Genomic DNA, 16,933 nt, shown 5'->3' with positions numbered 1-16,933 from the left:
CAGCTCGGTGTCGAGCCATCTGCCAGCACGCCTGCCGCGGCCAGATCGTCGAGGGAGGAAATCTCACTGAATGTAAAGCCCGAATACGGCGAGGAATAGTTGCCCAACAGCAACGTTCCGTCGGGGTTCGTCATCACCAGCTGGCTAGTCGCACCGTCAGCACCAGCCACAAAGAAGTTCTGGACAGTGACAACTTCTCCGGACTTGAGCGTCACCACCAAGTTCTGACCAGACTGTTGGAAGGACTGCACGCTTTCAGGTCCGAACGGCAATTTGACAATACCGGTGCCATTCAGGCTGGTATTGCCAAAAGCATGCTCCGTTGCCGTTCCCGTTGCTTTATCGACAATTGTTATATTTTCCATTTCACACCTGTTTTCTCTTCGATAAACATGGACATACAGTTTTTCAGCGCGAACGAATACCTCGCTGCGGCAGTAACCGCCGAGCATTCAACTTGAATTCGCGTTATTGAAAGACTAATCAGGAGTTAAGTAGCGTCAGCCAACACCGGTCTCTTCGCGTAGTTGCAGGCGCATCATTCTTCGATTGAGAGGCGTCTCTACTTCAGCGCATGGCGTGAACGGGGATACCGAAGGGTGTTGTGGCCGAGTCGTTTTCGTACGTCGCGCCATTGTCATGAGCTCTCGCAGAGAGACACTGGACTGCGCAGGCGCCATGGAGGCAGGACGCCCACAGGCCCAGAGGTGAAGTAGTGCACAAAGGCGACGGGCAAGGATTTGGGCTCCATCAAGCTCTCTAGCCCTGGCGGCCTGTTCGGTCGCAAGCCTGGAAAGACTTGAGGTACGCATCCATTCATCAACCATTTCAAACACACCTGCACAACTTGAAGAATTACAGCTAGTCGGTGGGTATTTATCGAGGCGCAACAATAGTGGCAACGCTCGCCTAGCTGATACTAACTAGGTGCCACTCAACATCAAAGAGGAAAATATAGGGGGTATGAACACTCCTTACATAGTGGCGTTTAGTCTGTGAATGCACTACATATCAGTGTCAAATAACCCATACACTCATTATCATCACATGATAATCAGACACACCTTTAACTTTACCCAAACGAACATTCAATGAGAAAAAGCACGGGTTTTATCAATGTATAGGGAATTTGTAATATTTTGTTTCGCGAATCTAACATTCCTCAAAATTCACTTAGAACTAAATAGTAGCTTAGTGATACCGACCCTATATAACCCCTGTAAACGCTATATAAACAGCACGCGACAAGCATTGGCTCTTTTAGTTCTTTCAGAAGGTTCAGGCACGCACCAGCACTGCTCACAAGGAGCACTGCGGCTATCGCTGATCAGGGAGATTGAGCAATCGTACGCAGACGACGGAAATTGAGGGCGTCGGGAGTAAGCACCAAAAACCCGAGAACCCGCCCGACGCGGGTTCTCGGAAAATCCCCTATTGGGGTTTGCGATAGCTGTTGATGATTGCCGAGAAGTCCTTGCCCCCTTCCCCGCGCTGACTCATCGACTGGTACAACTGCTGGGCCACGGCGCCAAGGATCACCGGCTGATGCACCTGGCGGGCCGCTTCGGTGGCCAGGCCCAGGTCCTTGAGCATCAGTTCCGCGCCAAACCCACCGGTATAGCCACGGGACGAAGGTGCCGTCTCGATAATGCCCGGCCACGGGTTATAGGTGTCGGAACTCCAGCAACGTCCGGTGGAGCTGTTGATGATGCCGGCCAGCACTTGGGTGTCGATACCCAGCGCATCGCCCAGGGCCATGGCTTCGCTGACACCGACCATGGTGATGCCCAGCAGCAGGTTGTTGCAGATCTTGGCGATTTGCCCAGTGCCGACTTCTCCGCAATGCACAATATTGCGGCCCATCTGCGCCAGCACCGGCTGCAGGATTGCGAACAGTTCCGGGGTGGCGCCGACCATGAAGGTCAGCGTCCCGGCCTGGGCACCGCCGGTGCCTCCGGAGACCGGGGCATCAGCCATGACCACGCCGTGTTTGGCCGCTGCGGCGGCTACATCGCGAGCAGTTTGCGGGTCGATGGTACTGCAATCCACCGCCGGTACGCCGCTGCCGATGCCGGCGAGCACGCCGTCTTCACCCAGCCAGACACTGCGCACGTGGGCCGCAGCCGGGAGCATGGTGACTACCAGTTCCGCGCCATGGGCAGCATCTCGGGGCGAGGTGCTGATAGTACCGCCCAGTGCCGCCAGTTCGGCGAGCACGGTCTGGTTCAGGTCGAACAGATTCAGCGCGTGGCCGGCCTTGATCAAGTTGCGCGCCATCGGCGCGCCCATGTTGCCCAAGCCGATAAATGCAATCTTCATGGTCGCCTCCTCGATCAGCGCAGGTTGATGGTGGTGTTGACGCCATCGTTGACGCTGTCATCGTCGAACCAGCGGCTGGTGACGGTTTTGGTTTGGGTGTAGAACTGCACCACTTGCTTGCCGTATGGGCCCAGGTCGCCGAGTTTCGAACCGCGGGAACCGGTGAAGCTGAAGAACGGCACTGGCACTGGAATCGGGATGTTGATGCCAACCTGGCCAACGTCGATTTCGCTCTGGAATTTGCGCGCCGCCGCACCACTTTGAGTGAACAGGCCGGTGCCATTGCCAAACGGGTTGGCATTGACCAGGGCAATGGCCTGATCCAGGGTGTCGACTTCCAGCACCACCAACACCGGCCCGAAGATTTCCTGAGTGTAGATCTGCATATCGGTGGTCACACCCGAGAACAGGGTCGGGCCGACGAAGTTGCCCTCTTCGAAGCCCGGGACCGTGATGCCACGGCCGTCCAGTTCCAGCGTGGCACCTTCTTTTACGCCGCTTTCGATCAAGTCCAGGATGCGCGCCTTGGCCCGCTTGGAAATCACCGGACCGATATCGGTGCCCGGTTCACTACCCGCGTTCACCTTGAGTTTCTGCGCCAGGGCCTTGAGGTCTGGCAGCCACTGTTTAGCCGCCCCCACCAGTACCACCACCGATGTGGCCATGCAACGCTGACCAGCCGCGCCGAAACCGGCACCGACCAGAGCATTCAGAGTCTGTTCACGATTGGCATCCGCCAGCACCACGGCGTGGTTCTTGGCGCCCATCATCGATTGCACGCGCTTGCCATGCTTGCCGGCCAGGTCATACACGTGAGTACCGACGGCGGTCGAGCCAACGAACGACACAGCCTTGATATCGTTATGAGTGCAGAGCGCGTCCACTACGTCCTTGCCGCCGTGGACCACGTTCAACACACCGGCAGGCACGCCGGCTTCGACGGCCAGTTCCACCAGCAGCATCGTCGACAGCGGGTCCTGCTCGGAAGGCTTGAGTACGAAGGTGTTGCCACAGGCGATGGCCATCGGGAACATCCACAGCGGAATCATCGCCGGGAAGTTGAACGGAGTAATACCGGCACACACGCCGATCGGCTGGCGCAGGGTATAAGTGTCGACGCCGCCGGCGACGTTTTCAGCAAACTCGCCCATCTGCAGGGTACCGATGGAGCATGCATGCTCGACTACTTCCAGGCCACGGAAAATGTCGCCTTCGGCATCGGCAATGGTCTTGCCCTGCTCTGCGCTGAGAACCACGGCGATACGCTTGGAGTGCTCGCGGATCAAGGCTTGCAACTTGAGCATGATGCGCATCCGCGCACCGATCGGTGTCAGCTTCCAGGTCTGGAAAGCACGGTGGGCGGCGTCAATGGCAGCGTTGACTTCATCAGCGGTGGCGAAAGGAACCTTGGCCAACACTTGCTGGGTGGCCGGGTTGACGATGTCTTGCCACTCGGTGGTCTTGGACTCGACCCACTCGCCGTTGATCAACAGTTTGGCCTGTTGTACGGCGGTATCGGCAGACGTAAGCGATGCGTTCATGAGGGTCTCCAAATCTTGTAGTTATGCAGAGAACCAAGGCGTAGATCGCCTTGAGAAGAGGCGTTCGGGCAGTTTTTGGAGTATAGATGTGCAAACTTCTAATAAGAACGCACATAAAAGCCGGATCAATATGCAAAAAAACATCACATCCCTGGGTTCCCTGAATTGGGATGACCTGAAGTTCTTCCTCGAAGTCGCCCGCACACGCAAGGCCAGCGTTGCCGCCAAGCGCCTGGCAGTGGACTACACCACCGTGTCGCGGCGCATCAGTTCGCTGGAAGTGTCCCTGGGCACGCTGCTGTTTGAAAAGTCCCGGACCAGCGGTTTTGTCCTCACCACTGAAGGCCAGCGTTTGCTGGGCTATGCCGAATCCATCGAAAGTACCCTGCACATGGCCTGCGAACAGGTTTCCGGTTCCGGAGTGGCATTGTCAGGTCATGTGCGCATGGGCTGTACCGAGGGTTTCGGCAGCTTCTTTGTCACCCCGCAACTGAGCCATTTCGTCGATACCTACCCGGCAATCTCGGTGGACATCCTGCCCCTGCCCCACTTCATCAGCCTGTCCAAGCGCGAGGCAGATATCGTCATTGCCCTGGAGCGTCCGGAACACGGCCCTTACGTGTGCTGCAAGCTGTGCGACTACACGTTGCAGTTGTACGCGACCCAGGAATATCTGGATCAGCATCCACCGATCCGTCGCCCGACAGACTTGGCCGACCATCGGTTTATCAGCTACGTCGACGACCTGGCCTTCAGCTCGGAGTTGCTGTACCTGGCCAATGTGGTGCCGGGAGCCAGTGCCAGTTTGCGCAGCACCAGCGTGATCGCCCAGTACGTGGCGGCACAACAGGGACGATCGCTGGCGATCCTGCCGTGTTTCCTGGCGGCGCAGGACCCGCGGTTACTGCCAGTGCTTTCGGAGGAAATCAATATTACGCGGCAGTTCTGGATGTATTGCCGGGAGGACTTGAGGAAGTTGAAGCGAATTACGCTGTTGTGGGATTACATCAGGGAGGTGACGGAGCAGAATCAGCCGTTATTGATGGGGCAAACGCGGCAGATGAGGTTTGCGGATTGATCGTACGCAGCCTCAAGCACAGGCCAGGCACAGAACCGTGCCTGACGCAGCCTCTCAGAAGCTCGACAGCTATGGGAAACGAAACAGCTCGGGCGGCTTAATCGGCAATCACCACGATCGATACCCGCCGGTTCTCGGTACGGCCCGCTTTCGTAGTATTGGGCGCCACCGGCTCGCTGCTGCCCAACCCGCGCAGTTGAATGTTTTCTTCCTTCATACCTGTACGGGTCAATACCTTGCTCACGCTTCTCGCTCGGCGCAGGGACAGTTGCTGGTTGTAGGTTTCCTTGCCCGAGGCGTCGGTGTGACCGTCGACCCGTACCCGCTCGATGCCTACGCCCAGCAAGGCCTTGCCGATGCGTTCGACAATCTCGGTGCTGGGTTTATTCAATGACTCAACGTCACTGCCAAACAGCACTTTGCCCGAAAGGCCAAAGGCCCAGCCCTCGTCGGTCAACTCGAAACCTTGCTGCTTGAGCACGACGATCTGCGCCGGGGTGAGGCCTTTGGGCGCAAGCGTCTGGCAACCGCTCAGGGCCAGCAACCCCATGAACATGGTAAGGAATAAAAAGCGCGAAGAGCGCCGGGCATTAGAGAACAAGGGATCAACTCCTGCGTTGATGAATAAGGGCGGCGGGCACTGACCCTGCCATGTGCTGGCCGCCCTGGGAAAGTCGTTTGGCCTGGTACATGGCCGCGTCGGCGGCGTTGAGCAAGGTACCAGGCGTGGTGCCATGGTCGGGGTAAACGGCGATGCCGATACTGAGGGAGGTTAACACCTGGGTATTGCCAGGCAGCATGATCGGAGTGTCCATGCTGGCGAGGATCTTATCGGCGATGCGCTGGGCATCTTCGATCTTGTGCAGGGGCGTCAGCAGAATGGCAAACTCATCCCCCCCAAGACGCGCCACCAGGTCTTCTTCACGCAATTGCACGCGAACGCGTTGTGCCAACGCCACCAACACCGCATCGCCCGCCGCGTGACCGAAGCTGTCGTTGATGTCCTTGAAGCGGTCGCTGTCGAGAAACAGAACTGCCACGCGCTCGTTGAGTTTGGCTGCGCTGCGCAGGGCACGAATCAAACGGCCTTCGAAAAATGACCGATTGGGCAGCCCGGTCAGGCTGTCATGGGTAGCCTGATGGGCGAGGGTTTCGTTTTCGCTTTGCAGGTGAAACTGCCAGGCTTCCAGTTCGTCGAGCAAAGCGTTGAAGTCATTACCCAAGCTGTCGAGCTCGGCAATTTGCGCCGGTGGCACGCGGCGGTCAAAGGCCCGTCCACTGCGCACGGCGTGCGCGACTTTGGCGAGGCTGTGCAAAGGCCCAGTGATTCCTCGCAGCATGCGCCGCGCCAGGTACAACGCGACCCAGGTGCTGAGAGCCGTGCACACCAGGATCCCGGCCAGGCCGCTGAGCAAGAAACGCAGCAGGCTGCCACCATGCCCACTCAATTGAATGCTGCCGATGACCTTTCCCTGATGCATGATCGGCTGGCTGATGGGTTGCTCCAGAAGGGTATGGGCCAATTCCAGCTCAACCTTGGATAACATCCCGGTTTCCGGGCGTTGCCAGTGAGCCAGGAGCTTGCCGCTGGCATCAAAAACGTCCGCCTGGGCCACTTCCTCGGTGGAGGCAATCACCGCCAGGGCTTCGGTGGCCGCCACGCTGTCGTTGAACACTACCGCGGCTTCTACCGTGTAGTTAATGGAGCGAGCGATCAGGTGCAGGTTGTGGTCGGCATAAACTCGCAGCGCCAGCACACCGAGCAAAGTCAGGGAAATACTCGCCATAGCCACTGCCACCAACGCCACGCTCAGGTGCCCACGCCCGAGCACGGAGCGCAGAGTCGGCCGCGCACGTGTTTTGGAGACACTCATGATTGCGGGGCTCGGCGACGGGACAGCTGCAACACGCTGGGGTGAATGCGCACGCCGCTGCGAGCAACGGAGTCGAGATTGACCTCGAAAGATACTTGCTCGTCACCAACCCGCAGGCAGAACAGGCTGCCCACCGTGCATTGGTCGCCACCTTCGCTGATGCTCAGCACTGGCTGACCGGTCAAGGAGGAGAACAGCCGACTGCGCTCAACGTCGGTCAACTGGCCGATGTACACCGCGTCGCAGACGCTGGCAATCTCGGGGTGACCAGCCAGCAGGCGCTGCACCACAACCGGACGGCCGGTGGCCTGGGTCGTGCCCTTGAGCAGGTCATCGGTGTATTCGGTCGGCCCGACGATGCACAAGTGCAGTTGCGCAGGCTCAACCGGCCAACGGGCATAACTGAGAATTCCGAGCACCACTTGCGTCACCGCTTGGGCTCTTTGATCGGCCATGCTGACAGGGGCTGGCGCCTGGGCAAACGTGAGCGATGCACACATCCACAGAGACGCCAACAGCAGCATTTGTCTCCAGCTCAAACTACGCTCTGTGGGCGAGACAGCCACGTTCATGCAGCGATTCTCTTTGATCTTCTTGGGATGATGCCGCAACGATAGCACAACGGCGAAAACCTCTGAGGACGACACCCCAGAGACCCTACTATTCTCTCAGAAAAATCATACGCCAAAATCTGAATTACATGATGACTGCACACTCAGTTTCACGCGACCTCAAGCATTCAGTTCCAACATCAGTCCACTTAATCGTTTCACCTTACGCCGTACCGCTTCTTCGAAAACCCCGCCACGGGGTTCGATCAGGCTGAACCAATCCTTGGCGCGGGTAATACCGGTGTAGATCAACTCCTTGGTCAACACCGGATTCAACGCATCCGGCAAAATCAGCGCGGTATGGGCGAACTCCGAACCCTGGGACTTGTGCACCGTCATCGCGTAAACGGTTTCCACATCGTTGAGCCGGCTGGGCAGCACAAAACGCACGCCACCCTGGCCATCGTTGCGCGCAAACGCCACACGTAGTACCTGAGGCCCGCCGTCGCTTTCTGGCAGTCTCAACGTGATACCGATATCACCGTTCATCAGGCCCAGGCCGTAGTCGTTGCGGGTCATCAGTACAGGGCGCCCTTCGTACCATTGCTGGTCGTTGTCGATCAGCCGGGCCTTGAGCAGCGCGGCGGTAATACGCTGGTTCAGACCTTCGACACCCCAGGGTCCCTTGCGCACGGCACACAGCAACTGGAAGGCATCGAAGGCATGTAGCAGTTGACGAGCCCAGCCTGTCCAGATCGGGTCTTCTCGCGGTGTGTCGGGGGACGGTCGTGAAGTGCGCAGCAGGTTCAGGTAATAGCGATACCCCTGGGCACCGTCGCCCTGCCCATCCAGCACCAGGCGCTCCAGCGCGTGGTCGTGCTCGCCCTTGAGACTGACGCAAAACAGGTCCGCATGACTGCGAGCAGCCAGCAGTTTGCGCGCCTCCTCGGCGTTCTGCTGGTTGACCCAGCGCGCCAACTGGCCGATACCGCTACCCTCGCCGAATCGCCGGGAGTAGCGCAGCATCACCACTTGCTGGGCCAATGGATGGCTGCCGTCGAGGTCTTCCTGCAAACCGCTGGCGCTGAGGTCGTCACCGCTGACTGCCTGCAGCCATTGGCGGGTTTGCGGGTTGTACCAGCCCGCTTCGGCATCGCGGCACAGATCCCCCAGAACCGCGCCGGCCTCAACGGACGCGAGCTGATCCTTATCCCCCAACAACACCAGGCGAGCATGGGGCGCCAACGCGTCCAGCAGATTGGCCATCATTTCCAGGTCGATCATCGAAGCTTCGTCGACTACCAGCACATCCAGGGGCAACGGATTGCCGGGATGATGTCGGAAGTGACGGGTGCCAGGGCGGCTGCCCAGCAAACGGTGAACCGTGGTGACCTGGGTGGGAATATTTTCCCGTACAGCGTCAGGCACGTTCAGTGACAGTACTTGCTGGCTGATGGATTCGGTCAAACGAGCAGCGGCCTTGCCGGTGGGCGCCGCCAAGCGAATGCGCAATCCGCTGCCATTTTCCACGGCCGGTGCCTGTAGCAAAGCCAGCAGGCGCACCACGGTGGTGGTCTTGCCGGTACCAGGCCCGCCGGTGACGATGCTGAACGCGCTTCGGGTGGCCAGGGCGCAGGCAAGCTTTTGCCAGTCGACAACTGCGCCTGGCGCGGCCTGCTCGAACAGGCTATTCAAGCGCTGGGGCAAATCGACGGCAACGTTTTCTTGCGTGGCAAGGCGCAGACGCAACGCCGTATCGATACGCCGCTCATAGGTCCAATAACGCCGCAAATACAGGCGTTTGCCCGACAACACCAAGGGCCGGCTTTGTGCAGACTCACTGCCATCGGCAGCCAACGCCACCAAGTGGCTGGAAGCCAGGGCGTGGCACCAGTGAGCACCGTCCAGCCCATCAAGCAATTGTGAGGGCAGCAACATGGCACCGATCTGCACGTCGCCTTCAGGCGGCAGGGACAAGGCAAAATCCGGAGCCTTGAGGGTCTCGAACAGATCCAGGCAGACATGCCCGTGACCCAGTTGATGGCTGGTCAATGCTGCCGCCAGTAACACCAGCGGATCCGCTTGTGAGTCGAGTTCGTGGAGGAAGCCGACAAAGGCTTTATCCAGCGCACGCAGCCAGCCACGCTCGACCCAACGTTCGAGCAGTTGCAGTAGATCGGGGGCACGACTGAGAGGTGCCAGCGCCTCCAACGGTAACGTCGACAGGCTCATAGCAGCACTCCTTGTTCCCAAACAGGCTCGGCTTTGGGCGGTAGCGGTCTACCTTGGAACAACAGGTCCAGCCCCTCTATCAACTCGCGTGGCGGCCGGGTGAAATAGACGCCCTGACTGGCGGCCTGGGAGCCTCGCAAGAACACGTAGAGCGCACCGCCGATGTGACGGTCGTAATCGTAGTCGGGCAGCCGCGCCTTAAGTTGCCGATGCAGGGCCAGCAGATACAGGACGTATTGCAGGTCGTAACGATGGTCAAGGATCGACAACTCCATGGCCTGCATGGCGTAGGCGCTATTGTCAGGGCCCAGCCAGTTGGATTTGTAGTCGGCCACGTAATAGCGGCCCTCATGCTCGAAGGTCAGGTCAATAAACCCCTTGAACATGCCGTTGAGCAATACCGGCTCGGCCGCCACGCGCGCGACGCCGTTGTGGGTGTGTTGGCACACCAGCTTATCAAGGGCGAGCACATCGACTGTGTGGCTGGCGAACCAGAACTCCATCTCGACCTGATACTGCTGCAAGCCACTAAGGAGGACCGGAGGCTGGCCGTTGCTCAAACGCAACGGTTCTTGCAGCAGATGCCCGAGCCAACTGCTCAAGGTGCCGATCCAGCCTTGCCAGCCACGCCGATTGCAGCGGCGGGCGACGGCGTCATCGATGACTTCAGGCGTGACATTGAAGCCTTCGCCACCTGCCCACTCCAACAGTCCATGGAGGAAGGTTCCAGGGTTGGGGCCTCGCGGAAAGCGGTGAATGTCGCCGCCGGAAACTGCCACTTCACGAGGAGCATCCGGATCCAGGCGTTCGTCGTCGAACAGTTTCTGGGCCTGAGGGTTTTCGGGAGCTTCAAGGCTGGCCGCGCTCATGTTTTCACCGATTCGCAGGGCGCTGTAAGACGCGATCCACCAGTTTTCTGCGGCCTTGCGTTTAGGCAATAACGGCGCCAGCAACACGGCTTCGTTACGCGGTGGGTGGAACGTAATGGTTTCAAGCTCGGGCATTTCAGCGCAGTGGATCGCCGGGCAGCCTTCCTGCAAACCGAGAAGCCAGCTCGCCAGGCCGGTGGATTCAGTTAAGGGTGCACCACCGCCAAGCAGATAACCCAAGGCCGACAGGTGCAATACCGAACTGTTGTTATTGCCGCGTTTGAGGTCGGCGACACCGAGCCAGCAGGCGTGTTTTGCCCGGGTCAGTGCCACGTAGAACAAACGTAGATCCTCGGCCAAACGTTCATCGTCGGCTTGAGCGATCAACTCGGCCGATGGCCTGAGGCTCACTTGGGATTTGCCATTTTCATCGTGATAGTGCAACGGCAGGCGGCTGCCATCCACGGGTTTCACCGCGCAGATAAACGGCAGAAACACCAGGTCGTATTCCAAGCCCTTGGACTTGTGAATGGTCACCACTTTGACCAATTGCTCATCACTTTCCAGGCGCAGGATTTGCTCTTCTCCCGCCTGGCCCGAGAGCGCCAGGTGTTCGGCCAGATGGCGGATCAACGCCTGCTCTCCGTCCAGCTCCGCCGCTGCTTGCTGCAACAACTCAGAGAGGTGCAGCAGGTTGGTCAGTACTCTTTCACCATCGCTGCGGGCAATCAGGGTTTGCGGCAATCTGAAATCATGGAGCAAACGCCGAAGCATCGGCAACACACCTTGAGTACGCCAGACAGTGCGATAGCCACGGAACTGCATGACGCGTTTTTCCCACGCCAATTCGTCCTGGTTCAGACGCTCCAGCTCAGGCAGCGACAGGTTCAGAGTGACGCAGGCCAAGGCGGCACGCAGGGGCCGCTCGACGTCCGGCTCGGCACAGGCTTTGAGCCAGGCCAGCAGGTCATGGGCTTCCTGGGCGGCGAATACCGAATCCTTGTCGGACAGGTACACGCTGCGCACACCGCGAGCGGCCAGCTCACCGCGTACCGCCTGGGCTTCCTTGCCATCGCGCACAAGGATGGCGATGTCCGAGGGTAATACACCTTTGAAGGTGTCATCCTTGACGAACCCCGCGACGCCCTGCTGTCCACCAGTGAGCAACGCCACGATCTGGCTGGCGCAAGCGGCTGCCAATTGCTGACGGTAGAGCGCACCGGAAATGGGCTGGTCAGTAGACAGATGCCAAATGTTCAGCGCCGGCAACGTCTGCCCGTTGACCTGTAGTTGTTCTTTGCGGCCTTGGGACAGCACCGATAGAAATGGCACCGGGTTCTCACCGTCGGGTTCGCGGAACAGAAACGCGCCGCGGCCTTTTTCTGCGCGCTGGAACACATGATTGACCGCGTCCACCACCGCATGGCTGGAGCGAAAATTGGTACCCAGCGTGTGCAGGCGACCGCGGGTAGCCTGGCGGGCGCGCAGGTAGGTATAGATGTCGGCACCGCGAAAAGCGTAGATCGCCTGTTTCGGGTCACCGATCAAGAACAGTCCACTTTCGGGATGGTTTTCTTCGATGCGGTAGATGCTCTCAAAGATGCGGTACTGCACCGGGTCGGTGTCCTGGAATTCGTCGATCAGTGCAACCGGGAACTGCTCGCGGATTACACAGGCCAACCGCTCGCCACCCTCGGTTTGCAGCGCGGCGTCGAGACGCAGGAGCATATCGTCGAAGCCCATTTCGGCGCGTCGGCGCTTTTCTTCTTCGAAGCGTTTGCCGACCCAGCCGGCGGCGTGTTGCAACACCGCCGCATCGGGAGTTGGCAGTGCATCGAGATGGGCTTTCAGGCCCGTCATGGCATCAAGGGCCGGGTGCTGTGGTGGATCGCCTTTCCAGGCTTCGGCCATTCCGTCGGGGGTCAGGCGCGTGAAGCCAGTGCCGATGTCCAACTGTTCCACGGACTCATCGGCCGCCCAGTCGCTGATTTTTTCAAACCAGGGTTCAAAATAACGGGCTTGCATCTTGCGGCCATCGACGGCTTTGGCGGCAACGGCTTGCAAGCAGATTTCTCGCAACTCGACGGCCCATTGTTGCCAGGGAGCCTTCAAGGCGACCAAGGCTTCACGGCGCTCTTGCAAACAAGCGCTGATCAGTTCAGCGGGTTCGCGTTGTTCATCTGTAGGCCGCTCACTGCCGAACAATGCACGTACTCGCGGCATCAGGGCTGCGGGACCACCCCAGTTGTTGCGAACCCAGCTCAGTGTGTCGCCTTGCATTGGATAGCAGAACAGCCGCCAGTAGTCGCGCAGCACTTCACCCAACAGGTCGCTATGGTCGGTTTCCAGGGTCTGGGTGAACAGGCTGCCACTGTCGAATGCATGCTCACGCAGCATGCGCTGGCACCAACTGTGGATGGTTGAGACGGCGGCTTCGTCCATCCATTGGGCGGCAATGTCCAGGCGATTGGCGCAAGCGGGCCATTGCTCGATACGGTATTGGTCGCGCAGTTCGGCGATCAGCGCGTCAGGTGCTTCGCTCTCCTCACGAAAAAAGCGAGCAGCCTCGGCCAGACGAGTGCGGATGCGCTCGCGCAGTTCTTTGGTGGCAGCATCGGTGAAGGTCACGACAAGGATTTGCGGCGGCAGCAGTTCGCGGCCAAAGCCCGATACTTCACCGCCGTGGCCCAACACCAGTCGCAGGTACAGCGCCGAGATGGTGAAGGTCTTGCCGGTGCCGGCGCTGGCTTCGATCAGTTGGCTGCCATGCAGCGGGAAGGCCAGGGCCAAAGGTTTTGTAGGGCTCATGAACCGGCCTCCTCGCGGGTCAAGGATCGCCATGGAGCAGTTATCAGCGGACGGTACAGGGTTTCGCACCAACCTTCGAAATCTTCACTGGCTACCAGGGCGGCGTAATCGGGAAATTGCCTCGTGAGGGCGGGGCTTTCGCGGCGTTCGCCGTCGGTGGTTTGGCCGTCACCTTCGTAAGCTTTGCTGGCAACGGCATAAGCCTTGATCGGGTCAGTTTGCCCAAGCCAGGCGAACGCGGTTTTGACAGCAATGGGCAGCGGCTCGCTCATCCCGGCGTGCCAGGCCAGCAGCAAATTACCGAGCATTTCCTGCGCCGCGTCTTGTGCAAGCGGGGCCAGTAAAAGAGTATCGTCACTGGCCACCAGAGCAGTGCTCAATGGCATCCCGCAGGCGCAAGCCACCAGATGATTGACCCACGGACGAATCAGGCGATGCCATTTGCGGGTCTTGAGCGAACCAATGCCGTTAGGGATGGTGGTAACGCTGAGCAAGCCACCATCACTGCGCCGGTGCAACCCGCTGATCCAACCCTCTAGCTGAATACCTTGATGCTCAAAACTGATCGGCTCGACGCTGGTGTGCGGCGTGGGCCAAAGGGACAAGAGTTGCTGGTAGCGTTGTATCAAGTCGGGCAACGGCTCGATCAATTCGTTGCGCAGGCACTCACCAAAACCGACCATAGGCAGCATCCCGCTGCCCTGGAGGCGCAGGGCCTGGGCATTGAGGGCTTCGCCGGGGTTGTCAGGCCGGGTCAATGCGGCAGCAAGCAGGCTATCGCTCAAACTGTAGCGCTGCAGGGCGTCGAGGACAAAAGGCTCCTCATCAGCCAGAGGCACTTCGGCGGCTTCGAAGAAGACTTTGAGGCGCTGGCTGAAGAAATGGCGGACCGGGTTGCGTAGAAAGTCCTGCAACTGGCCGAGGCTCAGGGGTTGTTCTTGAACATAGGGAGCCAGGGGGGCGATGTCAGAGCTGCCGTCGTGAGTTTGATGAAGCAGTTGCCATTCACGGGCGTAGCTGAACAACACGTCGCCTTCGTGGAAATAGCGAGCACTGAAGGGCTGGAGCGGATGCTCCTGGGTCATGGCTTCCAGCAAGGGTTCGCCGTCGGTGGTGCGCCAACCGCTGACGAGGTGGTCGCGTAATTGGCCGATCAGTACTGAGGCAGGACGCTCGCTGTTGTCGCGAATGCTACGGCCGACCCAACTGATATAAAGCTGGTCGCGGGCCGATAGCAGGGCTTCAAGCAACAGGTAACGGTCATCTTCACGCCGTGAGCGATCACCGGGGCGGTAGTCGCTGCCCATCAGGTCGAAGTCCAGCGGAGGTTGGGCGCGAGGATAGTCGCCGTCGTTCATACCCAGCAGGCAGACCAGCTTGAATGGAATGGCGCGCATGGGCATCAACGTGCAGAAGTTGACAGCCCCCGCGAGAAAGCGCTGGGACAGGCGCCCCTGGTCCAGTCCTGCCAGCCAGGCCTCACGGACGACCGTCAGGGGTAACTCGTCGTGTAGGCCAACGGAGTCACAGGTTTCCAGCCAGGTTTCGCGTAACTGCTCAAGTTGGCCGAGGAGGTAGTCGTCGTGCTCGTTGCTGGCAAGAAAAAATAGTCGCATCAGGTCTTGCAGTCGTTCACCCCACTCCCAGGGAGCGGCTGGTTTTGAAAGTGCCTGATGAGCATCGTGCAGCGCATCAAGCAGTGCAACCAATGGCCCGATCAGGGCCGCATCGAGGCCGCCGATTTCGTCGTAAGGCTCGATACCTTCACAAGCGGGGCCAGTACCGACCGCATAGCCCAAAAGCATCCGTCGCAGGCCGAAACGCCAGCTGTTTTGTTCCAGCTCACTCGGTAAGCCCAGGCCCGCGCGCTGCTCGGCATTGAGTCCCCAGCGGATGCCGGCGCCTTCGATCCAGCGGTGCAGGGTCGGGAGGTCGCGCTCCTTGATAGCGAAGCGCTCACGCAGGGCCGGGACATCCAGCAAGTCGAGGATTTCGCTGACCGGGAAACGGCTGTCGGGAAGTTTAAGCAGGTGCTCTACAGCAATCAGCAGCGGGTCGCGACCACGCTGGCCTTGGTCTGTCAGGGTGAAGGGGATGAAGCGCGGGTCGCTTTTTTCAAGCTGGCCGAATACGGCGCGGATGTGCGGCGCGTAGCTATCGACGTCGGGGACCATGACGATGATGTCCCTTGGGCGCAGCCCTGGATTTGCGCTGAAGCGCTGGAGCAATTGGTCGTGGAGGATTTCCACTTCTCGCTGGGCACTGTGGGCGATGTGGAAGCAGATCGAGTTATCTTTCTCCAGGTCGACAGCGGGCCACAGGTCACGGGTTTCGTTAAGCGGACGCAGCTCAAGGATATCGTTCTGCAATTGATTGAGCAGGCTGGTGGGTTGGCTGTCGCTGAACAGGTCGATTCGACCGTCACGGAATGCCGCGCGGTAGCTGTTGGGGTCATCGTAGCTGTCCAGCAAGCTGATGTAGTCACGACCTTGCTTGCCCCACGCAGCCAGCAACGGATGGGCGTGTTGGTGCAGGGTCTGCGGGTCGATGGTGAGTGGCATCCCGACCTTGCGCGCCTGGCGTTTATATTCGTTTCGCAGCAGATCTTTATCCGCAACGATATCGGCCCAATGATGGCGACAAGGGTTGTGGACACAAAGCAGTACCTGACTGAAACGAGCGAGACCGGCGAGGGCTTCAAGGGCTTGGGCTGGCAGCGAGGAAATACCGAAAACGATCACTCGAGAGGGCAACCCCGCAGGTGCCATGTCAAGGCTGTTAATACGCTCGATAAAACGTTGGTGAACGCCAGCACGACTCTGTGCCATACCCTGCGCTCCGACATCCAGCAGCAGCGCACGCCATAATTCGGCTTGCCAGCAGTTGGCCGGGGTCAGAGGTTTTGACTCGCCTCGACCGTTGCGTAGTTGATGACGACCGGCAGCCCAGTCTTCCAGCCAATCGGCACGGTAGACCTGATATTGATCGAACAGATCGGCGAGCCGCTCCGCCAGTTGGTAGCGTTTACGCAGGTCCGAGTCGTGGGTCAGAAACCGCTGCAAAGGCTCGAAGTGCGGCTGGTTGATAAGCTCAGGAAGCAGGCGCATGAGACGCCAGGTCAACGGTGCTTTATCCAGTAGGGATTTGGCGGGAATTTCATCCCGCCCCAGGACCATGCGATAGAGTTGCCACATGAAACTACCTGGGAGTTGCACATCGATGGCGGCCGCGATGCCACAGCCTCCCATGTCGTCATCTTCTGGATCTTCAGCGAGCGCAAGCTTGAGCCATTGGGCAATGCCGTTGCTTTGCACCAGAGCGATTTCGTTTTCCAGGGGAGCCAGGGGGTAACGGCGCATCCAACTGACCACCAGGCTGCGCAGTTCATCCAGCCGGTTGCCATGAACCACCATGAATCCAGCGCTGAGAGACGTCGCATCCGGCATAACGGCTTCCTTGGGAAAAGCAAAATCGAGGGATGGACTTTAACATTGAAGGCGGCCAACAGGGCCGTGCCAATACTTTTCGACCGCCCAAAACAAAACCCCTGTCTGCGTTAGCAAACAAGGGTTCTGGAATTTAATCTTGACGATGACCTACTCTCACATGGGGAAACCCCACACTACCATCGGCGATGCATCGTTTCACTGCTGAGTTCGGG

General features: G+C 59.2%; 10 protein-coding genes and 1 rRNA gene. 1 reads left to right on the top strand and 10 read right to left on the bottom strand.

Going from position 1 to position 16,933, the window contains the following annotated elements:
• The 3 genes from GIR22_RS25340 to GIR22_RS25330 form a co-directional block, all read right to left on the bottom strand.
• On the bottom strand, window positions 1-365 hold a 365-nt coding region (locus tag GIR22_RS25340; protein ID WP_218581681.1), incomplete at its 3' end, for a BapA/Bap/LapF family prefix-like domain-containing protein.
• 1,066 nt (window positions 366-1,431) lie between these two features.
• Window positions 1,432-2,319 (bottom strand): 3-hydroxyisobutyrate dehydrogenase, encoded by an 888-nt coding sequence (gene mmsB / locus GIR22_RS25335; RefSeq protein WP_154746015.1) that lies wholly within the window; start codon window positions 2,317-2,319, stop codon window positions 1,432-1,434.
• A gap of 14 nt (window positions 2,320-2,333) precedes the next feature.
• Complete coding sequence (locus GIR22_RS25330; protein ID WP_154746014.1) at window positions 2,334-3,860, bottom strand: CoA-acylating methylmalonate-semialdehyde dehydrogenase; 1,527 nt, start codon at window positions 3,858-3,860, stop codon at window positions 2,334-2,336.
• 130 nt (window positions 3,861-3,990) lie between these two features.
• Here GIR22_RS25330 and GIR22_RS25325 point away from each other — a divergent pair, with 130 nt between their 5' ends.
• On the top strand, window positions 3,991-4,938 hold the full coding sequence (locus GIR22_RS25325; RefSeq protein ID WP_154746013.1) for a LysR family transcriptional regulator: 948 nt from the start codon (window positions 3,991-3,993) through the stop codon (window positions 4,936-4,938).
• Between the two features lie 97 nt (window positions 4,939-5,035).
• Here GIR22_RS25325 and yfiB read toward each other — a convergent pair whose 3' ends face one another.
• From yfiB to rrf, 7 genes are all read right to left on the bottom strand, one after another.
• Complete coding sequence (gene yfiB, locus GIR22_RS25320; protein ID WP_484573200.1) at window positions 5,036-5,539, bottom strand: outer membrane lipoprotein YfiB; 504 nt, start codon at window positions 5,537-5,539, stop codon at window positions 5,036-5,038.
• 4 nt (window positions 5,540-5,543) lie between these two features.
• Complete coding sequence (gene dgcN, locus GIR22_RS25315) at window positions 5,544-6,812, bottom strand: diguanylate cyclase DgcN/YfiN (RefSeq protein ID WP_154746012.1); 1,269 nt, start codon at window positions 6,810-6,812, stop codon at window positions 5,544-5,546.
• A complete protein-coding gene (gene yfiR, locus GIR22_RS25310; protein WP_154746011.1) occupies window positions 6,809-7,384 on the bottom strand; it encodes a regulatory sequestration protein YfiR in 576 nt (191 codons plus the stop codon). Before yfiR ends, dgcN begins: the two co-directional genes overlap by 4 nt.
• Window positions 7,385-7,543: 159 nt before the next feature.
• Window positions 7,544-9,595, bottom strand: coding sequence for an exodeoxyribonuclease V subunit alpha (gene recD, locus GIR22_RS25305; protein WP_154746010.1), 2,052 nt, complete (start codon window positions 9,593-9,595; stop codon window positions 7,544-7,546).
• Window positions 9,592-13,272 carry an exodeoxyribonuclease V subunit beta gene (recB, locus tag GIR22_RS25300; protein ID WP_154746009.1) on the bottom strand — a complete coding sequence of 1,227 codons (3,681 nt, stop codon included), beginning with the start codon at window positions 13,270-13,272 and terminating at the stop codon, window positions 9,592-9,594. The genes recD and recB overlap by 4 nt, the downstream gene beginning before the upstream one ends.
• A complete protein-coding gene (gene recC, locus GIR22_RS25295; protein WP_154746008.1) occupies window positions 13,269-16,718 on the bottom strand; it encodes an exodeoxyribonuclease V subunit gamma in 3,450 nt (1,149 codons plus the stop codon). Before recC ends, recB begins: the two co-directional genes overlap by 4 nt.
• Window positions 16,719-16,855: 137 nt before the next feature.
• Window positions 16,856-16,933: ribosomal RNA gene (gene rrf / locus GIR22_RS26825) — 5S ribosomal RNA — on the bottom strand; the annotation flags it as partial.

The organism is Pseudomonas karstica (genome assembly GCF_009707515.1).
In the GTDB taxonomy this organism is placed as follows: Bacteria; Pseudomonadota; Gammaproteobacteria; order Pseudomonadales; family Pseudomonadaceae; genus Aquipseudomonas; species Aquipseudomonas karstica.
Note: the sequence above shows the minus strand (reverse complement) of the source record. Positions and strands in the feature narration are given on the sequence as shown.